Origin of the sequence: Algibacter sp. (genome assembly GCF_029245835.1) — a bacterium.
Taxonomy (GTDB): domain Bacteria; phylum Bacteroidota; class Bacteroidia; order Flavobacteriales; family Flavobacteriaceae; genus Algibacter_B.
Window position 1 is genome coordinate 1 of sequence record NZ_JAQWOO010000001.1, and the last position, 18,508, is coordinate 18,508.

Genomic DNA, 18,508 nt, shown 5'->3' on the forward strand with positions numbered 1-18,508 from the left:
TGCTGGTATTAAACAATGTGAGATGTAAAATTATAGGTCGAATCTTTGCTGTTATTAATAGAGATTCCCCTTTTGTAGATACTTATAAATTTGTAGCCTGATTTTTTATGGAAATTACTTGTTTTCTATCATAGAATACGCTTATCTGCTAATACCAGTTTTTTAAATCATCCTTATGTTGTTTGGTTTGATTATTGCTATATTTATTGAATCTTTATGTACCGATGAAACTAAAAAAATTGTCCTTACGTACCCGTATATTTCTAGCGATGATATTGCTGGTGTTATTAGCATCCATGCTTATTTCGGCAGTAGCCATAATTCAATATAAAGAACAAAGTGAAGATTATCACAAAGGGCGATTAGAGCGTAAGGAAGGTAGTATTCAAACACATCTTAAACGCGTTTTAAATGGCCGACAAAATACTTGGGAGGTTAAAACAGAAAACGTTCCGTTAATTTTCAAAGAAGAAATCTATAATATCGCCGATATTCATAAACTTCAAATAAATTTATACGATTTAGAGGGCGGACTTCTAATTTCTTCAAAAGCAGGTTTGCAAAATAATAATGCAGAAAAATGCCTCGATGCAGTCATTATGAATGCCATAAGCCATAATGTAGAATTTAATAATGACTCTGAGATTGCACAACATAGGTATGTAGATAAACATAAAGAAAACGGAGAAACCTTCCAATCCTCATACACTTATATTACAGATAATAAGTCAAAAGCCATAGCCATATTAAACATTCCGTATTTAGAAAAAGACGACTTTTTAGCCAAAGAGCTTCTAGAATTTTTAAAACGGATAGGTTTCGCTTTTATATTAATATTGCTAACCGCAATCGGGATTGCTTTTTTACTCTCAAAATACATCACAAAATCGTTAAAAACCATTAGCGATAAAATAAATACCACTAGGCTTGAAAAACGTAATAAAAAAATTGATGTAGATGAAACGAGTGAGGAGATTTCAACTCTTGTAAACTCCTATAATAGCATGATTGACGAGCTTGAGGAAAGTGCTGTTCAATTAGCAAAAAGTGAGCGCGAGCAAGCTTGGAGAGAAATGGCAAAACAAGTAGCTCACGAAATTAAAAACCCATTAACACCCATGCGTTTAACGGTCCAGAATTTCCAACGAAAGTTTAATCCAGAAGACGAAAAAATCCATGATAAAGTTGATGAATACAGTAAAACTTTAATTCAGCAAATAGATACGATGAGTTCTATAGCCTCTGCATTTTCAAACTTTGCGAAAATGCCAGCACAACAAAACGAAACGCTAAATGTGGTAAAAATTGTAAAATTAGCGCTGGATATTTTCAATGAAGATTATATATTTTTTACGGCTGAAAAAGAAGAAATTATAGCAAAGTTTGATAGAACACAGCTAATTCGAGTGGTAACAAACTTAGTTAAAAATGCTATTCAAGCCATGCCAGAACACCAAACTCCAAAAATTGTAATTAATGTTGGCGACAACAATGGGAACGTGATTATAACAGTGTCAGACAATGGTTCAGGAGTTTCAGAAGCAAATAAAGATAAAGTGTTTGAGCCAAAATTTACCACAAAAACCAGTGGTATGGGGTTAGGTTTAGCCATGGTTAAAAACATAGTAGAAACCTACAAAGGCCATATTTCCTTTGTGTCAGAAAAGGATAAAGGCACTACATTTAAAGTTATATTTCCAAAAGAGTAAATGTCATTCCTGCACAGGCAGGAATCTTATTAATTGAAACTAGAATTATGAAATACAACAATATCATTTCCGAAAAAAACAAAGGGATTACAATAATAACTATAAACCGTCCCAAAAAACTAAATGCGTTAAACAGAGAAACTATTGAAGAGTTACACCTAGCGTTTGATGCAGCTAATAAAGATAAAAACACCAAAGTTATTATAGTAACGGGTAGTGGAGAAAAAGCCTTTGTAGCTGGTGCAGATATTAGTGAATTTGCTGATTATGATGTTAGCGAGGGCACAAAATTAGCCGCCAAAGGACAAGAACTATTATTCGATTTCATCGAAAACCTATCCACACCAGTTATTGCAGCAGTAAATGGTTTTGCACTTGGAGGCGGGTTAGAATTAGCCATGGCAGCTCATTTTAGAGTGGCTAGCGATAACGCCAAATTAGGCTTGCCAGAGGTATCCTTAGGTGTTATTCCTGGTTATGGTGGCACGCAACGTTTACCGCAATTGGTAGGTAAAGGACGTGCTATGGAAATGATTATGACGGCAGGAATGATTGACGCTAACCAAGCCTTAAATTACGGTTTAGTTAACCATGTAATCATCCAAGACGAATTACTGCCACTTTGCGAAAAAATAGCAACTAAAATAGCTCGTAATTCTATAGTGGCTATAGGTGCTGCTATAAAAGCTATAAATGCTAATTTTAAAGATGGTGTAAATGGTTTTAATGTGGAAGTTCAAGAATTTGGAAACTGTTTTGGAACTGAAGATTTTGAAGAAGGGACTACCGCTTTTTTAGAAAAGCGTAAGGCTGATTTTCCGGGGAGGTAGAACAGTTGAATAAATAAATAATTTTCTAAAACTAGCTAGATAAAAGTATTTTGATACTATGCTGGTATATAAAAAAAGTGAGCTATTACAGCCCACTTTTAACAACTAAACTAAATAAGGTAAGATCATTAGTTTTTAATTGATTTAACAAATTGTCTGCCTTCAGAATGAAATTCTATTTTATAAGAACCTAAATCTAGACCTTCTAGTTTATAGATTCTTCCAATAGACTTCGTGTTTTTAATGGTTTCAGATAACACAAGTTCAGAATAAGAAGAATCAAACCCTGAAAAATACACCTTAATTTTCAGAGGCTCTTTATTTAATGAAAGTTTGTTAACATAAACTAGATTACCTTTAGTTCTAACCAAAGGTTTGTAGATTGTTTTTTCGTTTTCCTTATCAAAAACAACAACGTTAGATATTACCTTAAAAGGTATTGTACTTATTTCTAAATCTTTGTCAAGTTCAAAAACATATCCACCATTTGGTAATGTAGTTAAGTCAAATCCTTTTGTGTATTTTCCTGTTTCTTGTATAAATTCTTTATATAAAATTACGCCGTTAATATCTTTTACAGATAATAGGTTTCCTTGCTTTACATTTTCTAAAGAAAGATAGGTTCTTTTCGCTTCATTTTTAATGTTAAATAATGAAGCATCATTTGCGAAACTTAACAAGGTAAAAGACATAGTTACCATTAAGATTCCTTTTTTTGAGTTTTTAATTAAATTTTTCATAATCTGGGTTTTTATAACGTTCAACACTACAAATATATGGCAGATTATAATTGTGTAAAACATTGATATTGACTAATTTATGTGCTAAATTATCTGTTAATTTTACATCATTTTTAGGTAAAATAAATGTATTATTTAGTAGCTAAATAATAAGGAATAGTAGGAAACAAAAAAATGCTTTATATAAAAGCATTATAAGTTATACTAATTAAAAAATGTGGTAATTATAAAAAATAAAAGTGGGCCACCACAGCCCACTTTTCCAACTAAACTAAACTAAATAAGACATTAAACTAATTATTAATGAATGTTGTATACTCCTTGTTATTAGAGTTTATTACTATTTTATAATTTCCTTTTTCTAATTTGAAAGCTTTTTCAATAACTTTTTCGTTTTCAATTTTTTCTGAATAACGAAGTTTAACTTCATTATCATAAATGGCGAATATTTCAATTAAAGTTTTATCCAACATAGGAGCAAGCTTAGTTACTAAAACTAAGTTTCCTTTTTGTTTTATGTAAGGCTTAAAATATGTGGCCTCATCTTCTTTTTTAAAAATAACGTTGTTTGATTCAACAGAAAAAGGGATTTTGTTAACCTCTAAATATTTTTCTAATTCAAAGAAATAATGACCATCTGGTAATTCAGTTAAATTAAATCCTTTTTTATAAAGCCCATTATCTTCAATGGTTTCTTTGTAAAGTACTAAATCGTAGCTGTCTTTAATATATAGTAAATTACCTTCCTTTACATGTTCTAATACTAATGCTACTTTTTTAGAGTCTCTTTTAGAAAGCATGTTACCATCATTAGCGAACCCTGAAACCGTAGCCAATAGCGCTAAGATTAAAATTCCTTTTTTTGTGTTTATAAATACGTTGTTCATAATCTGGGTTTTTCATAACGTTCAACGGTACAAAGGTATATAGGAAGAAGACCTCTAAAAACATCAATTTTGACTAATTTATATGCTAAATTATCTGTTAATGCAATGTTAAGTTAATGTTAAGGTAATTTAACATATATTTAGGGTAATAGTATATATAATGTGTGCACAATAAGTATTAAATTTGCAATTAAATCCGCTCTCATGATTAATAAAAAACCTACTTTAGAGAAACTTACCCCAAGTTTTGGAAGCTCTATACTAGTTAAACGGCATTCAGAAAAGGCAGATAGACTCAATGCCTACTGGCATTTCCATCCTGAGTTAGAACTTGTGTATGTAAATAAAGGACAGGGAAAAACACATATTGGTAATCACTTATCTTATTTTAACAATAGTCAACTTATCTTAATTGGATCCAACTTGCCTCATAATGGTTTTGCAGATAGATTAACAGCTAATGGTTCTGAAACAACAATCCAGTTTAAATCTAACTTTTTAGGTAATGATTTTGTCAAGATTCCTGAAATGGCTGGTATTAATGCGTTATTTGAAAGAGCAAAAAAAGGGATTCGTTTTCAAGTTGAAACCAAAGCCTATATTGGTCCAAAGATTGATGAACTTTTAGAGAGTGAGGGTTTAGAGCGTATTTTAAAACTTTTAAATATTCTTGATTATCTGGCAAAAACGGAAGATTACGGACTCTTAAATGCTGATGGTTTTGCGTTTGAAGCCGAAGCGCAAGATAGTGCTAAGATTGGAGCCATATTTAAATATGTGAATAAAAATTTCCAACAACACATTGCATTAGATGAAATTGCAGATGTGGTAAGTATGACGATACCTGCGTTTTGTAGATATTTTAAAAAAGCTACTGGAAAAACATTTACTCAAATAGTGAATGAATATCGTGTGGTTCATGCCACAAAATTACTCTCCGAAGAAAGTAATATGAGTATTGCTGATGTATGTTTTGAGTGTGGATTTAATAATTTCTCGCATTTTAATAAAGTGTTTAACGATATTACTGGCAAGAGTGCATCAAGTTACAGGAAAGAAATTAAGTTAATTATTCAGTAAAAAAATAAGTTTATGGTAGATAAAATCAATGAAGCTTTAAATTACTATTCTTATAAGAAAAAAGGAATCATGAATTTTGTTAATGGTAAAGACGATTTAACTGTTGAAGAAATTATAGAAAACGCTGAGGAATTATCCATATTAGAATATAAAATTACAGCTTTACAAGTCGCTCTAGAGAACTAATATTACATCTCTCCTTGCCATTCAGCGTAAAACTGATTTAAAAATCCTAACATGTAGTTGTGACGTTTTAAAGCAAGTTCTTTACCTGTTTTAGTGTTCATTTTATCTTTTAACAGCAATAGCTTTTCATAAAAATGATTGATTGTTGGAGAAGTTGAAGCTTTGTATTCGGCCTTAGACATATTAAGATTAGGTGTAACCTCAGGGTTATAAAGTGCCCTATTTTTAAACCCACCATAATTAAAACAACGTGCAATACCAATAGCACCAATGGCATCAAGCCTATCTGCATCCTGAACGACATCTAACTCTGGTGATTTGAATTTTTGAGCCTCATTACCGCCTTTAAAAGATATATGCTCTATAATATTTATAACATGTTCTATTATTTTTGAATCTACATTCAATTTAAATAGAAATTCTCGTGCTATTTTAGGGCCTATAGTTTCATCACCATTATGAAATTTACTATCTGCAATGTCGTGTAATAAAGCACCTAGCGAGACTATAAACTCATTAACAGGTTCTGATTTTGCAATTAAAAGGCTGTTTTTGTAAACACGTTCTATATGAAACCAATCATGACCACCTTCAGCGTTAGCTAAAGTAACTTTAACAAATTCAATGGTTTTGTTAATGATGTTGTCTGTTGAGGTTTGCATTGGATAAAAATAAAAATCCCTTTTATTAAGAAAGGAATTTTTTAAGTTTTATTTTATGATAGCAGGCTCTACCCATTTAAATTGAAACGAATTTTCTGGAACCTTCATACGCTCAGACAGACGATACATTCTTGAAGGAAGTTTCATGAGATAGTCTCTAGCTTTTTCAGCTTCATCATTAAGTCCAGTAATTTTATCAATTTCCCAACGTTCAATCAGTTTTTGTAAAATATCAACATAATCTGTTGAGGTATAGACGCCAATACGCTGAGCTGTATTAGAGAATTCTTCAAAAGCACTACTAGCTTCACCTCCAGATTCTCTCAAAAAATGTGCTGGCATAGTAATTTTTTGTTTCATCATATAATGAAAAGCCATCATCATTTGGTTAGGGTCTACAGCAAAAATACGCTCTACAAACTCGGAGTAAGCATGGTGGTGTCGCATTTCATCTCCAGCAATAATTTTACACATTTTAGAGAGACGTTTATTGCCTTTATCCTTAGCAATTTTTGCAACACGATTATGAGAAACATAAGTAGCTAACTCTTGAAAGCTAGTGTATACAAAGTTTTTATAAGGATCTCTATCTGTGCCAATATCAAAACCATCCGTAATAAGGTGCTGTGTGGTTTTTTCAATTTCTTTCATGTTTACTCTTCCAGAAAGATATAAGTATTTATTTAGTACATCTCCATGTCTATTTTCTTCACCGGTCCATTGGCGCACCCATTTTCCCCAGCCATTTTCCCCATTTACTTGGTCTACACCTTCAACATCCATTAACCAAGATTCGTAAGTAGGTAAAGCCTCTTCAGTAATCATATCACCAACTAAAACAACCCAAAAATCATAAGGTAAATCTTTAGCAAGCTCTCTAATTTCTCTAACTTCTTCAAAAAAAGCATCATCTGTAGTTTCAGAATTAGGCAAAAAATCGGTAGGCTGCCAGATGCTATCAATTGGAATTAAGTATTTTTTCATTAATGCATCAACATCTTTTTCCAAAAACTGCATCACTTCTAATCTCTTATTCTTTAAAGACATGTATTCACTTTTTTAGTGTTGTATATGGTTTTTAATAGTAGATTCAATACTATTTATAAGCTCCTGCTTATTAACAAAGGTAGCTAATTCTATGGGTTTATGTACAGTAAATTTTAGATGATTGCCTAATCCCATTGGGAATTTCCCGTAGCGTAAGATTTTCCAAGAATTATTTATTGTAATAGGAACGACTAATGCAGAAGGCACTTTTTTAAACAAAATTTCTAAGCCTTTTGTTTGAAATGACTTAGGTGTTCCATCTTTACTTCGTGTCCCTTCAGGAAAAATAACAGCAGCATATTTATTTTTTTCAATATACTCGCCAAATTTTATGAGTGCTGGTAAAGATTGCCGTGGGTTCTTCCGGTCAATTAAAGCGGCGCCTCCATGTCGTAAATTATAGGATACACTTGGAATACCTTTTCCTAATTCTATTTTACTAATAAATTTAGGACTATGCTTGCGCATATACCAGGTAATAGGATAAATATCATGTAAGCTTTGATGATTTGCAACAATGATTAAAGGACGATTTGTACTAATGTTATGCGGATTATTAAAAGTAAAACGCGTGCCTAAAATATTGGCACATCGCATTAAGCATAATTGTAAAGCGTATACACTTCTTTGATGAGCTTGGTACCCAAAAATATTAAAACATAACCATTGTATTGGATGAAATACAATTAATGTTAATCCAAAAAACAAATAATAAATAAACGATATTGGATAGGACAAGAGTTTTATCATGCCCCAAAAATAATAAACTATGTTTTAGTATACGGCAACGCAAGCGTTATTTTCGCAATTTACGCTAACGGGCGGGTTGGCAACGGCACAATCAGAAACAATATCCCATCTAGTATTGAAACTAGCTTCTTTGCTATTATAAGTATCAACCTTTTTTTTAAGTGCTTCGGTATCAATAGAAGTTGAATAGACTAAATAACCCCATGGACCACCACAAGGTTTACTGCCAAAGGCAATAAATTTACACTCAAAAGTATCTCCACAAATAGAAGCACGCGCTAAATTTTCAATTTCAGCCTTTAAAACAGATAATTCCTGTTGTTCATTTTCTTGGGTAATTGGAGGTATATCCTCTTCACATTGTGTAGAAAACAATAATAAGCAAACAGGTATTAAAATAAATTTAGACAATGATGATTTCATCTTTTTACAGTTTTTTAATAAGATGTAATAGATTTAAAAAGGTTGCGTCAAAATAAAAAACCACGAATTAATTCGTGGTTTAAATTTCATATGTCATTCCGAGCGAAGCGTGGGCATCTGTTTTTAAATTTGTTCTTTATTTAAAGAGATTGCCGCAGTTGTTCCTCCTTCGCAATAACAAATACTAACAATGGTCGTTGTAAGCATCAACAAGGTTTTCTGCAATTAATTCTGCAGGACGCCCTTCAATATGGTGACGCTCTAACATGTGAACCAATTCGCCATCTTTAAAAAGTGCCATACAAGGTGAGCTTGGAGGAAACGGAACCATGTGTCCGCGAGCAGCATCAACAGCTTCTCTGTCAACACCTGCAAAAACCGTCACAATATGGTCTGGTTTTTTTACATTCTGTAAACTCATTCTCGCCCCTGGTCTTGCATTTGCTGCTGCACAACCACAAACTGAATTTACTACAACAAGCGTAGTCCCCTCTTTTGCTAAAGCCAAATCAACCGCCTCGGCAGTGTGTAATTCTTCAAAACCAACTTTCGTTAAATCTTCTCGCATTGGTTTTACTAATTCTGCTGGATACATATCTTTAAATTTTAATTTTTCATATTAATAATTATGCAAAGTTAATCAAAACCTTCGTAATAATTATTTTGGCGTTCCCTTAAAACGCTTATGGCGTTATAAGGTCAGGCTATCCGTTATATCTTTTGCTAAAAAGCAAAAGGATGCCACTGCTATCCTTAACGCAGTACAATTGTAACAAAATCGTATAAAATTCAACTAACAATAGTATATTTGGGCGTATTAAAAACAAAAAAATTACATGAGTTTTTCAAAATGGATAGGTGGTGCTTTAGGTTGGTCGTTTGGTGGCCCTATAGGTGCAATAATTGGTTTAGCAATAGGTAGTGTTATAGACGCCATGGCAGATGGTAACAATAACCCGCTTTTAGGAGAAAGACAATCTACAGGTCAACGAAGAACAACCTATAGAACACAGCCCAGACAGAGACCACAAACCCAATCTGGAGATTTTGAATTAAGCTTGTTAATTTTAGCGTCTATAGTTATAAAAGCGGATGGCAAGCAAAACCAAAAAGAACTCGATTTTGTACGTCAGCAGTTTTTAAATATGTACGGCAAAGAACGTGCAAACCATGCTTTTAAATTATTTAAAAATATAAATAAACAAAATGTTTCGGTAAGACCAGTGTGTTTGCAAATACGTCAAATGATGGACCATCCATCGCGTTTGCAACTTATGCATTTTTTGTTTGGAATAGCTAAAGCAGATGGTACGGTAACTAACGATGAAGAACGCCAAATCTATACCATTTCAGGCTATTTAGGCATTAGCTCTAGAGATTACGAAAGTATTAAAGCGATGTTTTATAACAGTAGCGATAATGCTTATAAAGTTTTAGAAATAGATAAAAGTGCTACCGACGATGAGGTGAAAAAAGCATACCGAAAAATGGCTAAAAAATACCATCCAGATAAAGTAATTCATCTAGGAAAAGAGCATCAACAAGGCGCCGAAGAAAAGTTTAGACAAGTTCAAGCGGCTTATGAGCAGTTGCAGAAGGAGCGTGGATTTTAATACAAAAGGAGTTTAATTTGAAAAAGTTAGATAATGAAAAACATATTTGAAACAAAAGAAACCGAAGCAGTCATCGATAGAATTAATAAACTATCACCTACAACTAGACCACTATGGGGAAAAATGAGTGCAGACCAGATGTTAGCACATTGTAGCGTGACTTACGAAATGGCTTTTGAAGACAAACATCCAAAACCAAATGGGTTAACAAAATTTATGCTAAAACTATTTGTAAAAAAGACAGTTGTTAGGGATAAGCCTTATAGAAAGAATAGCAGAACTGCACCACAATTCTTAATAACAAACGCTAGAAATTTTGTAGAAGAAAAAGCGAGATTAATAGACTATTTAATAAAAACACAAAAATTAGGTGAAAATCATTTTGATGGTATGGAATCGCATTCTTTTGGCAATTTAACAAAAGAAGAATGGAATATTATGTTTTACAAACATTTAGACCATCATTTAAGTCAGTTTGGCGTATAAAAAAACCAACTAAAAGGATTAGTTGGTTTTTAAATTTTAAGCTAAAATAATTATTTAGTCTTGTAAATTCTTGAGTTTTTGTCTTTGTCAAAAATCATTACCAATTCATCATTAGCATTAAGGTAAACAGATTTTAATTCCCAGCCTTCTTTCTCCGAAGCCTCTAGTAGACATTTCCTTACATCAGGATTGTATAAATTTAAATTTGAATTGACAATAACGTCATCAGCTTTCATATCAATAGATAATAAAAGCATCATTGTAACAAACAATAATTGTAATTTTTTCATCATGTTGGGGTTTTTAAAAATGATTAATATTTACACAAGATTATAGCATATATTGATAATTCTTAAAAATATTAGCTGATTGCCCATTATCTGCTGTTCAATGACCAAAAGACACTATGAAAAGCCTTTTTTTTTTCGATAAAAAACATGAGTATTTTGTGGTTATTTTAGAGTATTGATTTTTTTACTTAAAAATAACTTTAGATTCATTGGAATTTACAGTTAAATTAACCATTCTACCTAAAATTAAAGCCCGATTATCCTTTTCATGACCCGTAGGCATATTAAATGCTATTGGAAAATCATAAACTGATAAAGCATCAAGAATAAGTTGCTCGATGGAGGTGCCCCAAAGTGTTGTGTTTTTTCTAAGTTTTGTCATATCTCCTATAATAACACCTTTGCAATTATCAAAATAACCAGCACGCTTTAAGCTTTGAAGCATCCGGTCAATATGGTATTTGTATTCACCAATTTCCTCAATAAATAAGATTTTTCCAGAAGTATTAATGCTAGTTTTAGAGCCTAACATGGTGTGAAGGATAGTTAAATTACCGCCAACTAACTGCCCTGAAGCGCTTCCTGTTTTGTTGTATTTAGAACCTTCTAACGTGTAGTTTAAAGGCTTGCCAAAAATGGTATTTTTAAATGTAGAAAGACTTTCTTTAATTTCAGATTCATCTTTTGGTAAACTTACACACATAATGGCATGTAAACTTTCAACACCTTCATTATGTATTTGATTATGAAGCGCCGTAATATCAGAATAGCCAATTACCCATTTTGGATTTTCTTTAAATTTTGAAAAGTCTAATTTGTCTAAAAGTCTAACGATGCCGTAACCACCACGCGCACACCAAATAGCACTAATTTTTGGATTGTCCAACGCTTTTTGGAGATCTTCACAACGTTCATCATCAGTTCCTGCAAAGTGGTCTGCTTTACTAAATACATGCTCCCCAACTACTGAATGTAAGCCCCAACGTTTTAGAAGCGCTTGAGCTTGTTGTACTTCGTCTGTTCTGTTTTTTAAAATTCCTGATGGTGCAACAATAGCAACCGTATCGCCTGCTTTTAAGTATGGTGGCTGTTTCAAAGTATTGTTTTGTTTTTCAATAGCCATACTTTGTGTGGATGCCTTTTCTATTTTAAAGAAAAACGCAACACAAAATAAGCTTAAAATTAGTAGGTTTTTTGACATCATGTAAATGTACATTTTTTTAGTGAAACTCGATTTTGAAAATCCTGAAAGGCACATTCAAAATTTCAAGTTTAACTAATCCCGATTAAGATCGGGATCTTATAAATTGTATTTAGAATTCAAAAAAAAATATGAAAAGCAAATTAAAATAACTTGAAGTAAAGCATTGCACTATGGACTATTCTTTTTGTTTAGTACTTTTTTCTAAATAGGCTTCAAAATGTGTACTTTTACGGCTTCAAAAATGAAGTGTCATTCCGAGCGAAGCGCGGGAATCTGTTGAATTACAACTCCAATTCATGAGATTGCCACTGTCGTACCTCCTTAGCAATGACAATCAAATTTAATTTTTTAGATTAATGAACAAACCAAAAAGATATACAATTACCACAGCGCTTCCTTATACTAACGGCCCAATTCACATTGGGCATTTAGCTGGGGTTTACGTTCCAGCAGATATTTATGCACGCTATTTACGTTTAACAGGAAATGATGTTGCGTTTATTGGTGGTAGTGACGAACACGGTGTGCCAATTACCATTAAGGCAAAAAACGAAGGTGTTTCTCCTCAAGATATAGTTGATAAATACCATGCGATTATTAAAAAATCGTTTGTAGATTTCGGAATTACTTTTGATAATTATTCGCGGACATCAGCACCAATTCATCATGAAACAGCTTCGGAATTCTTTAAGACTTTAAATGACAAAGGAGCGTTTATTGAAGAAACTTCAGAGCAGTTGTATGATGCTGAAGCCAACCAGTTTTTAGCAGATCGGTTTGTAGTAGGAACATGTCCAAAATGTGGAAATGAAGAGGCTTATGGCGACCAATGTGAAAAATGCGGAACTAGTTTAAATGCAACTGATTTAATTAATCCAAAATCGGCAATTACAGGAAATGTACCGACTTTAAAACAAACAAAACATTGGTTTTTACCGTTAGATAAACATGAAGCCTTTTTAAAAGAATGGATTTTAGAAGGTCATAAAAAAGACTGGAAACCTAATGTTTATGGGCAAGTAAAATCTTGGATAGATGATGGTTTACGTCCGCGTGCAGTAACCAGAGATTTAGATTGGGGTATCCCAGTACCCGCAGAAGGTGGCGAAGGCAAAGTGCTATATGTATGGTTCGATGCGCCTATTGGGTATATTTCATCTACTAAAGAATGGGCAGCACGCGAAGGAAAAGACTGGGAACTATATTGGAAAGATAAAGATACCAAACTAGTACACTTTATAGGAAAAGACAACATTGTATTTCATTGTATTATTTTTCCAGCAATGTTAAAAGCGGAAGGCAGCTATATTCTACCAGATAACGTGCCAGCAAACGAGTTTTTAAATTTAGAGGGCAATAAACTGTCTACCTCTAAAAATTGGGCGGTTTGGTTACCAGAATATTTAGAAGATTTTCCAGGACAACAAGATGTATTGCGCTATGCCTTAAATGCTAATGCGCCAGAAACTAAGGATAACGATTTTACTTGGAAAGATTTTCAGGCTAGAAATAATAACGAGTTAGTAGCTATTTTTGGGAACTTTATAAACCGCGTAGTCGTGTTAACTAACAAGTATTATGAGGGTATTGTTCCAGCTCCAAGTGATTTTACCCAAGTAGATGCCGAAACTTTGGCAGCCATAAAAGCTTATCCAGATGTTATTGCGAGTTCTATTGAGCGTTACCGTTTTAGAGAAGCAGGACAGGAATTGATGAATTTAGCCCGATTAGGAAATAAATATTTGGCAGATGAAGAGCCTTGGAAAACCATTAAAGTTGATGAATCGCGGACTAAAACCATCATGTATGTGGCGCTTCAAATAGCTTCCGCATTAGCAACTCTATGTGAACCATTTTTACCGTTTACTTCTGAAAAACTGAAAAACATATTAAAGTTACGTCATAACGAGGAGCAAAACGACGAAGTTATCTCAAACAAAAAAGAGATTGCCACGACTCATAAAAATGAGTCTCGCAATGACGCTGTAAGTTGGAACGACGTTTCAACTAAAAAAGAATTACTCCCTGCAAACCATAAAATAGGAAAAGCTGAATTATTATTTTCTAAAATTGAAGATGACACCATCCAAAAACAGTTGGATAAATTAGAAGCTAGTAAAAAAGCCAACGAAATAGCAAATACTGCTGTAGAGGCTCAAAAGGAAACTATTACGTTTGAAGATTTTACCAAATTGGACATTCGAGTTGGGACTATTCTTGAAGCTGAAAAAATGCCAAAAACTAAAAAACTTTTAAAACTAAAAGTAGATACAGGAATTGATACAAGAACAATAGTTTCAGGTATTGCTGAAAGTTTTTCTGCGGAAGAAGTTATTGGAAAACGGGTTACTGTTTTAGTAAATCTCGCCCCAAGAGCGTTAAGAGGTGTTGAAAGTCAAGGTATGATTTTGATGACGGAGACGGCTGATGGTAAGTTGGTGTTTGTTAATCCTGATGATGCTGAGGTTGGTAATGGCTTACAGGTGAGTTAAAAAACAAACGTTTTTAGTAACTTTACAAAAAACCCAATATTATGTTATCAAAAACCATACAAGACGCATTAAATAATCAAATACGAATTGAAGCAGAGTCTTCTCAAATCTATTTAGCCATGGCATGTTGGGCTGAGGTTAAAGGTTTAGAAGGCGTTTCTAATTTTATGTATGCACAATCGGATGAAGAACGCGAGCATATGTTGAAGTTAGTAAAATTTGTAAACGAACGCGGAGGTCATGCAAAAATTTCACAATTAAAAGCACCAAACGTTACATTTAAATCGATTAAAGAAATGTTCGAAAAGTTATTTGAACATGAGGTATATGTATCGCAAAGTATCAACGAATTGGTGCATATTAGTCTTCAAGAAAAAGACTATGCCACCCATAACTTTTTACAATGGTATGTAGCAGAGCAAATAGAGGAAGAAGCTGTTGCAAGAACCATCTTAGATAAAATAAATATGATTGGCGATGATAAAGGTGGTTTGTATTTATTTGATAGGGATATTGAAAATTTAACAGTAACTACTGCAGCCGCAAATACACCCGAATAATTTTAACATTTAAGCTTATTTAGATTTAATAAAAATAACTTATTTTTGCTTGTAGATTCGAGTATTATATTCTACTGTGGGCAAAAAAAAGAAAAAAAAGGCAATAAAAGAATTACAAAAATTAGGTGTAGAGTTGCCTAAAAAAGTAAAAGATAGTTGCTGTAAAAAGTTTAAAAAAGGAGCGAACAAGCGCTGTAAAAAATGCCCTTGTTTTGATTTGATTAAAAAAGTGGCATAGTATCATAAAAAATATAATCCAGACCTGTCAGGTTTCTAAAACCTGACAGGTCTTTTTAGTTAAATTGAATAGAATTTTTTTAGTTTCGTTGTACGTTAGCTCAAAACAATTAGAATGATACCATATATAATCCTACAAACAAAACTTCCAGAGCAATCAGTAAAAAATACGATTGAATTACTTAATGAAGATTGCACCATTCCTTTTATATCGCGTTATAGAAAAGAACGTACAGGGAATCTAGATGAAGTTCAAATAGGCAATATCGTAAAATATAAAGAACAATTTGAAGCTTTAGATAAACGAAAAAAAGCCATTTTAAAAGCTTTAGAAGAACTAGACGTTTTAACTTCAGAATTAAAACAAAAGGTATTAATTACTCAAGATATAACAGCACTTGAAGATTTATACTTGCCGTATAAGAAAAGTAGAAAAACCAAAGCTGAAAAAGCGAGACAAAATGGATTAGAACCATTGGCAAAAATAATCATGTCTCAAAACGCTAACGATGTTGAATCTATTGCCTTTAAATATGTAAAAGGTAATCTAGACTCAGTAGAGGACGCTTTACAAGGTGCTAGACATATTATCGCAGAATGGATTAATGAACGTGCTGATATTCGAAACAATATCCGTTGTCAATTAGAGCGTTTTGCTATGATTTCCACGACAGTGATAAAAACAAAAACTGAAGACGAAAAAGCTCAAAAGTTTAGAGATTATTTTAATTGGGAAGAAAGTTTAAGCCGAATTCCGTCGCACCGATTATTGGCTATTTTACGTGCAGAAAAGGAGGGCTTTATTCGTGTAAAAATTCAAATTGATGATGATCGTGCTTTGGATACTATTGAAAGACGCATTATTAAAAGTAATAGTGCTTGCGCAAGCGAGATAAAAGCAGCCATTAAAGATGCATACAAACGCTTATTATTACCATCTTTAAGTAATGAAGCCTTACAAATAGCTAAAGATAAAGCTGATGAATCTGCAACTACAGTTTTTGCTAAAAACCTAAAACAATTATTATTAGGTTCGCCATTAGGAGAAAAACGTGTTTTAGCCATCGACCCTGGTTTTAGAACAGGTTGTAAAGTGGTGTGTTTAGATGCGCAAGGGCAATTAAAATATAACGAAACTATTTATCCGCATCCACCAAAAAGCGATAGTTTGGGTGCTATGAAAAAGATAAGTTCGCTTTGTGAGGCGCATAAAATTGAAGCGATTGCCATAGGAAACGGAACAGCGTCTAGAGAAACTGAAGCCTTGATTAGAAAGGTGCATTTTAAGAATAATATTCAAGTGTTTGTGGTAAGTGAAGCCGGAGCAAGTATTTATTCAGCATCAAAAATAGCACGAGAAGAATTTCCAAATTATGATGTCACTGTTCGTGGATCAGTTTCAATTGGAAGACGCCTGCAAGACCCATTAGCAGAATTGGTTAAAATTGACGCCAAATCTATTGGCGTTGGCCAATACCAGCATGATGTTGACCAAACGAAACTTCAAAAACAGTTAGATGTAGTTGTAGAAAATTGCGTTAACTCAGTTGGAGTAAATATTAATACAGCAAGTAAGTCTTTGTTGAGTTACGTTTCAGGTATTGGTCCAAAACTAGCCGAAAATATTTTTAATTACAGAAAGGAAAATGGCGTATTTGCATCTAGGGTAGCTATTAAAAATGTACCACGATTAGGAGGAAAAGCGTTTGAACAAGGCGCTGCTTTTTTAAGAATTAAAGACGCTAAAAACCCGTTAGATGATTCTGCTGTTCATCCTGAAAGCTATGGGATAGTTACAAAAATGGCTAAAGATTTAGGGAAATCTGTTGAAGATTTAATTGGGAATAAAGAGTTACTTCAAAAAATAGATTTAAAAAAATATTGTTCAGAATATGTTGGTTTACTAACACTAGAAGATATCATTAAAGAACTAGAGAAACCAGGACTAGACATCAGGGAACAAGCCAAAGTATTCACATTCAATCAAAATATAAAAACCATTAACGATTTAAAAGAAGGGCAATTACTTCCTGGAATCGTCAACAATATTACTAATTTTGGTTGCTTTGTAGATGTTGGTATTAAAGAAAGCGGATTAATCCATGTATCAAATCTATCCGATAGTTTTGTAAAAGATGTGAATGAACACGTGAGTCTGCATCAGCAAATTATAGTAAAAGTATTGGAGGTTGATGTACCGCGAAAACGAATTCAATTGAAATTGCATAAATAGATGCTTTATCAAATCTAAATGAGGTGTGTTGAGATTTTAAATAACACAGATAACCTATATGTAATATGTTAAAAATTGCTTATCACGATATTTATAAACATCCATTACCAGAAGGCCATCGTTTCCCGATGCTTAAATACGAGTTGTTGCCACAGCAATTATTGCACGAAGGTACCTGTGCTCCAGATAATTTTTTCGAACCACATATTCCAGAAGACACCCATATTTTAAGAGTACATACTGAAGCGTATTATAAAGATTTAAAAAATATAACACTAGATGCTAGAGCAGCCAGAAAAATAGGTTTTCCACTAAGTGAGAAATTAGTAAAGCGTGAAGTTATAATAGCAGATGGAACTATAAAAGCTAGCGAATTTGCATTAAAATATGGGGTTGCTATGAATATTGCTGGAGGGACACACCACGCCTATTCTAATAGAGGTGAAGCCTTTTGTTTATTAAACGATCAAGCTATTGGTGCGCGTTACCTTTTCAATAAAGGATTATCTAAAAAAGTATTGATTGTAGACTTAGACGTCCATCAAGGAAACGGAACCGCAGAAATTTTTAAAAACGATAATAAAGTCTTTACATTTTCCATGCACGGAAAAGGAAATTATCCATTTAAAAAAGAGCAAAGTGATTTGGATATTGCTTTAGAAAATAACACCGATGATGATGCGTATTTATGTATTTTAAAAGAAACACTCACTAAACTTATTGAAGCGCAAAACCCCGATTTTATATATTATTTATGCGGTGTAGATGTTTTAGCTTCTGATAAACTTGGAAAGCTAGGAATGACTCTTGAAGGTTGTAAAGCGCGCGATCGTTTTGTGTTACAAACCTGTAAAAACAAGCAGTTGCCTGTTATGTGTTCTATGGGTGGTGGGTATTCTCCAGATATTAAAATTATTATAGAAGCGCATGCCAATACGTTTCGTTTGGCTCAGGAGATATTTTTTTAAGACAATCAAAAAGTGGGTAAATAAAATATTTACCCTCTTTTTGATTTCTAGAAATTAAGTTATTTAGACCTCTAAGATTTTATATTTAACTTAAAGTATGTCAAATAGAAG

Annotated in this window: 19 protein-coding genes; 10 read left to right on the plus strand and 9 right to left on the minus strand. The window is 33.0% G+C overall.

Translation table 11 applies throughout. The features are described 5' to 3' along the window. Positions 1-224: 224 nt before the first annotated feature. Together P8K68_RS00005 and P8K68_RS00010 are read left to right on the plus strand one after the other, a co-directional pair. Positions 225-1,709, plus strand: a complete 1,485-nt coding sequence (locus tag P8K68_RS00005) for an ATP-binding protein (RefSeq protein ID WP_300246954.1) — start codon at positions 225-227, stop codon at positions 1,707-1,709. 47 nt (positions 1,710-1,756) lie between these two features. After that, on the plus strand, positions 1,757-2,539 hold the full coding sequence (locus P8K68_RS00010) for an enoyl-CoA hydratase-related protein (RefSeq protein WP_300246956.1): 783 nt from the start codon (positions 1,757-1,759) through the stop codon (positions 2,537-2,539). A gap of 128 nt (positions 2,540-2,667) precedes the next feature. On the opposite strand, the gene P8K68_RS00015 is transcribed toward P8K68_RS00010, so the two are convergent. Both P8K68_RS00015 and P8K68_RS00020 read right to left on the minus strand, forming a co-directional pair. Continuing rightward, on the minus strand, positions 2,668-3,279 hold the full coding sequence (locus tag P8K68_RS00015; RefSeq protein WP_300246958.1) for a hypothetical protein: 612 nt from the start codon (positions 3,277-3,279) through the stop codon (positions 2,668-2,670). Between the two features lie 293 nt (positions 3,280-3,572). Beyond that, positions 3,573-4,166 (minus strand): hypothetical protein, encoded by a 594-nt coding sequence (locus tag P8K68_RS00020; RefSeq protein ID WP_300246959.1) that lies wholly within the window; start codon positions 4,164-4,166, stop codon positions 3,573-3,575. Between the two features lie 204 nt (positions 4,167-4,370). Here P8K68_RS00020 and P8K68_RS00025 point away from each other — a divergent pair, with 204 nt between their 5' ends. Together P8K68_RS00025 and P8K68_RS00030 are read left to right on the plus strand one after the other, a co-directional pair. Next, positions 4,371-5,246 carry an AraC family transcriptional regulator gene (locus tag P8K68_RS00025; protein ID WP_300246961.1) on the plus strand — a complete coding sequence of 292 codons (876 nt, stop codon included), beginning with the start codon at positions 4,371-4,373 and terminating at the stop codon, positions 5,244-5,246. A 12-nt stretch (positions 5,247-5,258) separates the two neighbouring features. Then, entirely contained in the window at positions 5,259-5,432 is a 174-nt protein-coding gene (locus tag P8K68_RS00030; protein WP_300246962.1) for a hypothetical protein, read from the plus strand. Positions 5,433-5,434: 2 nt separating this feature from the next. Here the strand turns inward: P8K68_RS00030 and P8K68_RS00035 are convergent, their stop codons facing one another. The 5 genes from P8K68_RS00035 to P8K68_RS00055 form a co-directional block, all read right to left on the minus strand. Continuing rightward, positions 5,435-6,094 (minus strand): HD domain-containing protein, encoded by a 660-nt coding sequence (locus P8K68_RS00035; RefSeq protein WP_300246964.1) that lies wholly within the window; start codon positions 6,092-6,094, stop codon positions 5,435-5,437. 48 nt (positions 6,095-6,142) lie between these two features. Further along, a complete protein-coding gene (locus P8K68_RS00040; RefSeq protein WP_300246966.1) occupies positions 6,143-7,141 on the minus strand; it encodes an acyl-ACP desaturase in 999 nt (332 codons plus the stop codon). Between the two features lie 12 nt (positions 7,142-7,153). Next, the gene (locus tag P8K68_RS00045) at positions 7,154-7,891 is read right to left on the minus strand and encodes a lysophospholipid acyltransferase family protein (RefSeq protein ID WP_300246967.1); all 738 of its coding nucleotides are present in this window, start codon (positions 7,889-7,891) and stop codon (positions 7,154-7,156) included. A 24-nt stretch (positions 7,892-7,915) separates the two neighbouring features. After that, complete coding sequence (locus P8K68_RS00050; protein ID WP_300246969.1) at positions 7,916-8,314, minus strand: hypothetical protein; 399 nt, start codon at positions 8,312-8,314, stop codon at positions 7,916-7,918. 184 nt (positions 8,315-8,498) lie between these two features. After that, on the minus strand, positions 8,499-8,909 hold the full coding sequence (locus P8K68_RS00055; protein ID WP_300246971.1) for a BrxA/BrxB family bacilliredoxin: 411 nt from the start codon (positions 8,907-8,909) through the stop codon (positions 8,499-8,501). Between the two features lie 241 nt (positions 8,910-9,150). Here P8K68_RS00055 and P8K68_RS00060 point away from each other — a divergent pair, with 241 nt between their 5' ends. Continuing rightward, entirely contained in the window at positions 9,151-9,927 is a 777-nt protein-coding gene (locus P8K68_RS00060; RefSeq protein ID WP_300246973.1) for a TerB family tellurite resistance protein, read from the plus strand. Between the two features lie 33 nt (positions 9,928-9,960). After that, positions 9,961-10,413, plus strand: coding sequence for a DUF1569 domain-containing protein (locus tag P8K68_RS00065; protein WP_300246974.1), 453 nt, complete (start codon positions 9,961-9,963; stop codon positions 10,411-10,413). A gap of 50 nt (positions 10,414-10,463) precedes the next feature. Here the strand turns inward: P8K68_RS00065 and P8K68_RS00070 are convergent, their stop codons facing one another. Both P8K68_RS00070 and P8K68_RS00075 read right to left on the minus strand, forming a co-directional pair. Then, a complete protein-coding gene (locus tag P8K68_RS00070; RefSeq protein ID WP_300246976.1) occupies positions 10,464-10,706 on the minus strand; it encodes a hypothetical protein in 243 nt (80 codons plus the stop codon). A gap of 181 nt (positions 10,707-10,887) precedes the next feature. Then, complete coding sequence (locus P8K68_RS00075) at positions 10,888-11,904, minus strand: LD-carboxypeptidase (RefSeq protein WP_300247048.1); 1,017 nt, start codon at positions 11,902-11,904, stop codon at positions 10,888-10,890. 359 nt (positions 11,905-12,263) lie between these two features. Here P8K68_RS00075 and metG point away from each other — a divergent pair, with 359 nt between their 5' ends. The 4 genes from metG to P8K68_RS00095 all read left to right on the plus strand — a co-directional run bounded on the left by metG (position 12,264) and on the right by P8K68_RS00095 (position 18,397). Beyond that, complete coding sequence (gene metG, locus P8K68_RS00080) at positions 12,264-14,399, plus strand: methionine--tRNA ligase (RefSeq protein WP_300246978.1); 2,136 nt, start codon at positions 12,264-12,266, stop codon at positions 14,397-14,399. Between the two features lie 41 nt (positions 14,400-14,440). Next, positions 14,441-14,959 (plus strand): ferritin, encoded by a 519-nt coding sequence (locus tag P8K68_RS00085; protein WP_300246979.1) that lies wholly within the window; start codon positions 14,441-14,443, stop codon positions 14,957-14,959. Between the two features lie 352 nt (positions 14,960-15,311). After that, entirely contained in the window at positions 15,312-17,429 is a 2,118-nt protein-coding gene (locus P8K68_RS00090; RefSeq protein ID WP_300246981.1) for a Tex family protein, read from the plus strand. A gap of 65 nt (positions 17,430-17,494) precedes the next feature. Further along, positions 17,495-18,397, plus strand: coding sequence for a histone deacetylase (locus tag P8K68_RS00095; RefSeq protein WP_300246983.1), 903 nt, complete (start codon positions 17,495-17,497; stop codon positions 18,395-18,397). Positions 18,398-18,508 lie beyond the last annotated feature (111 nt).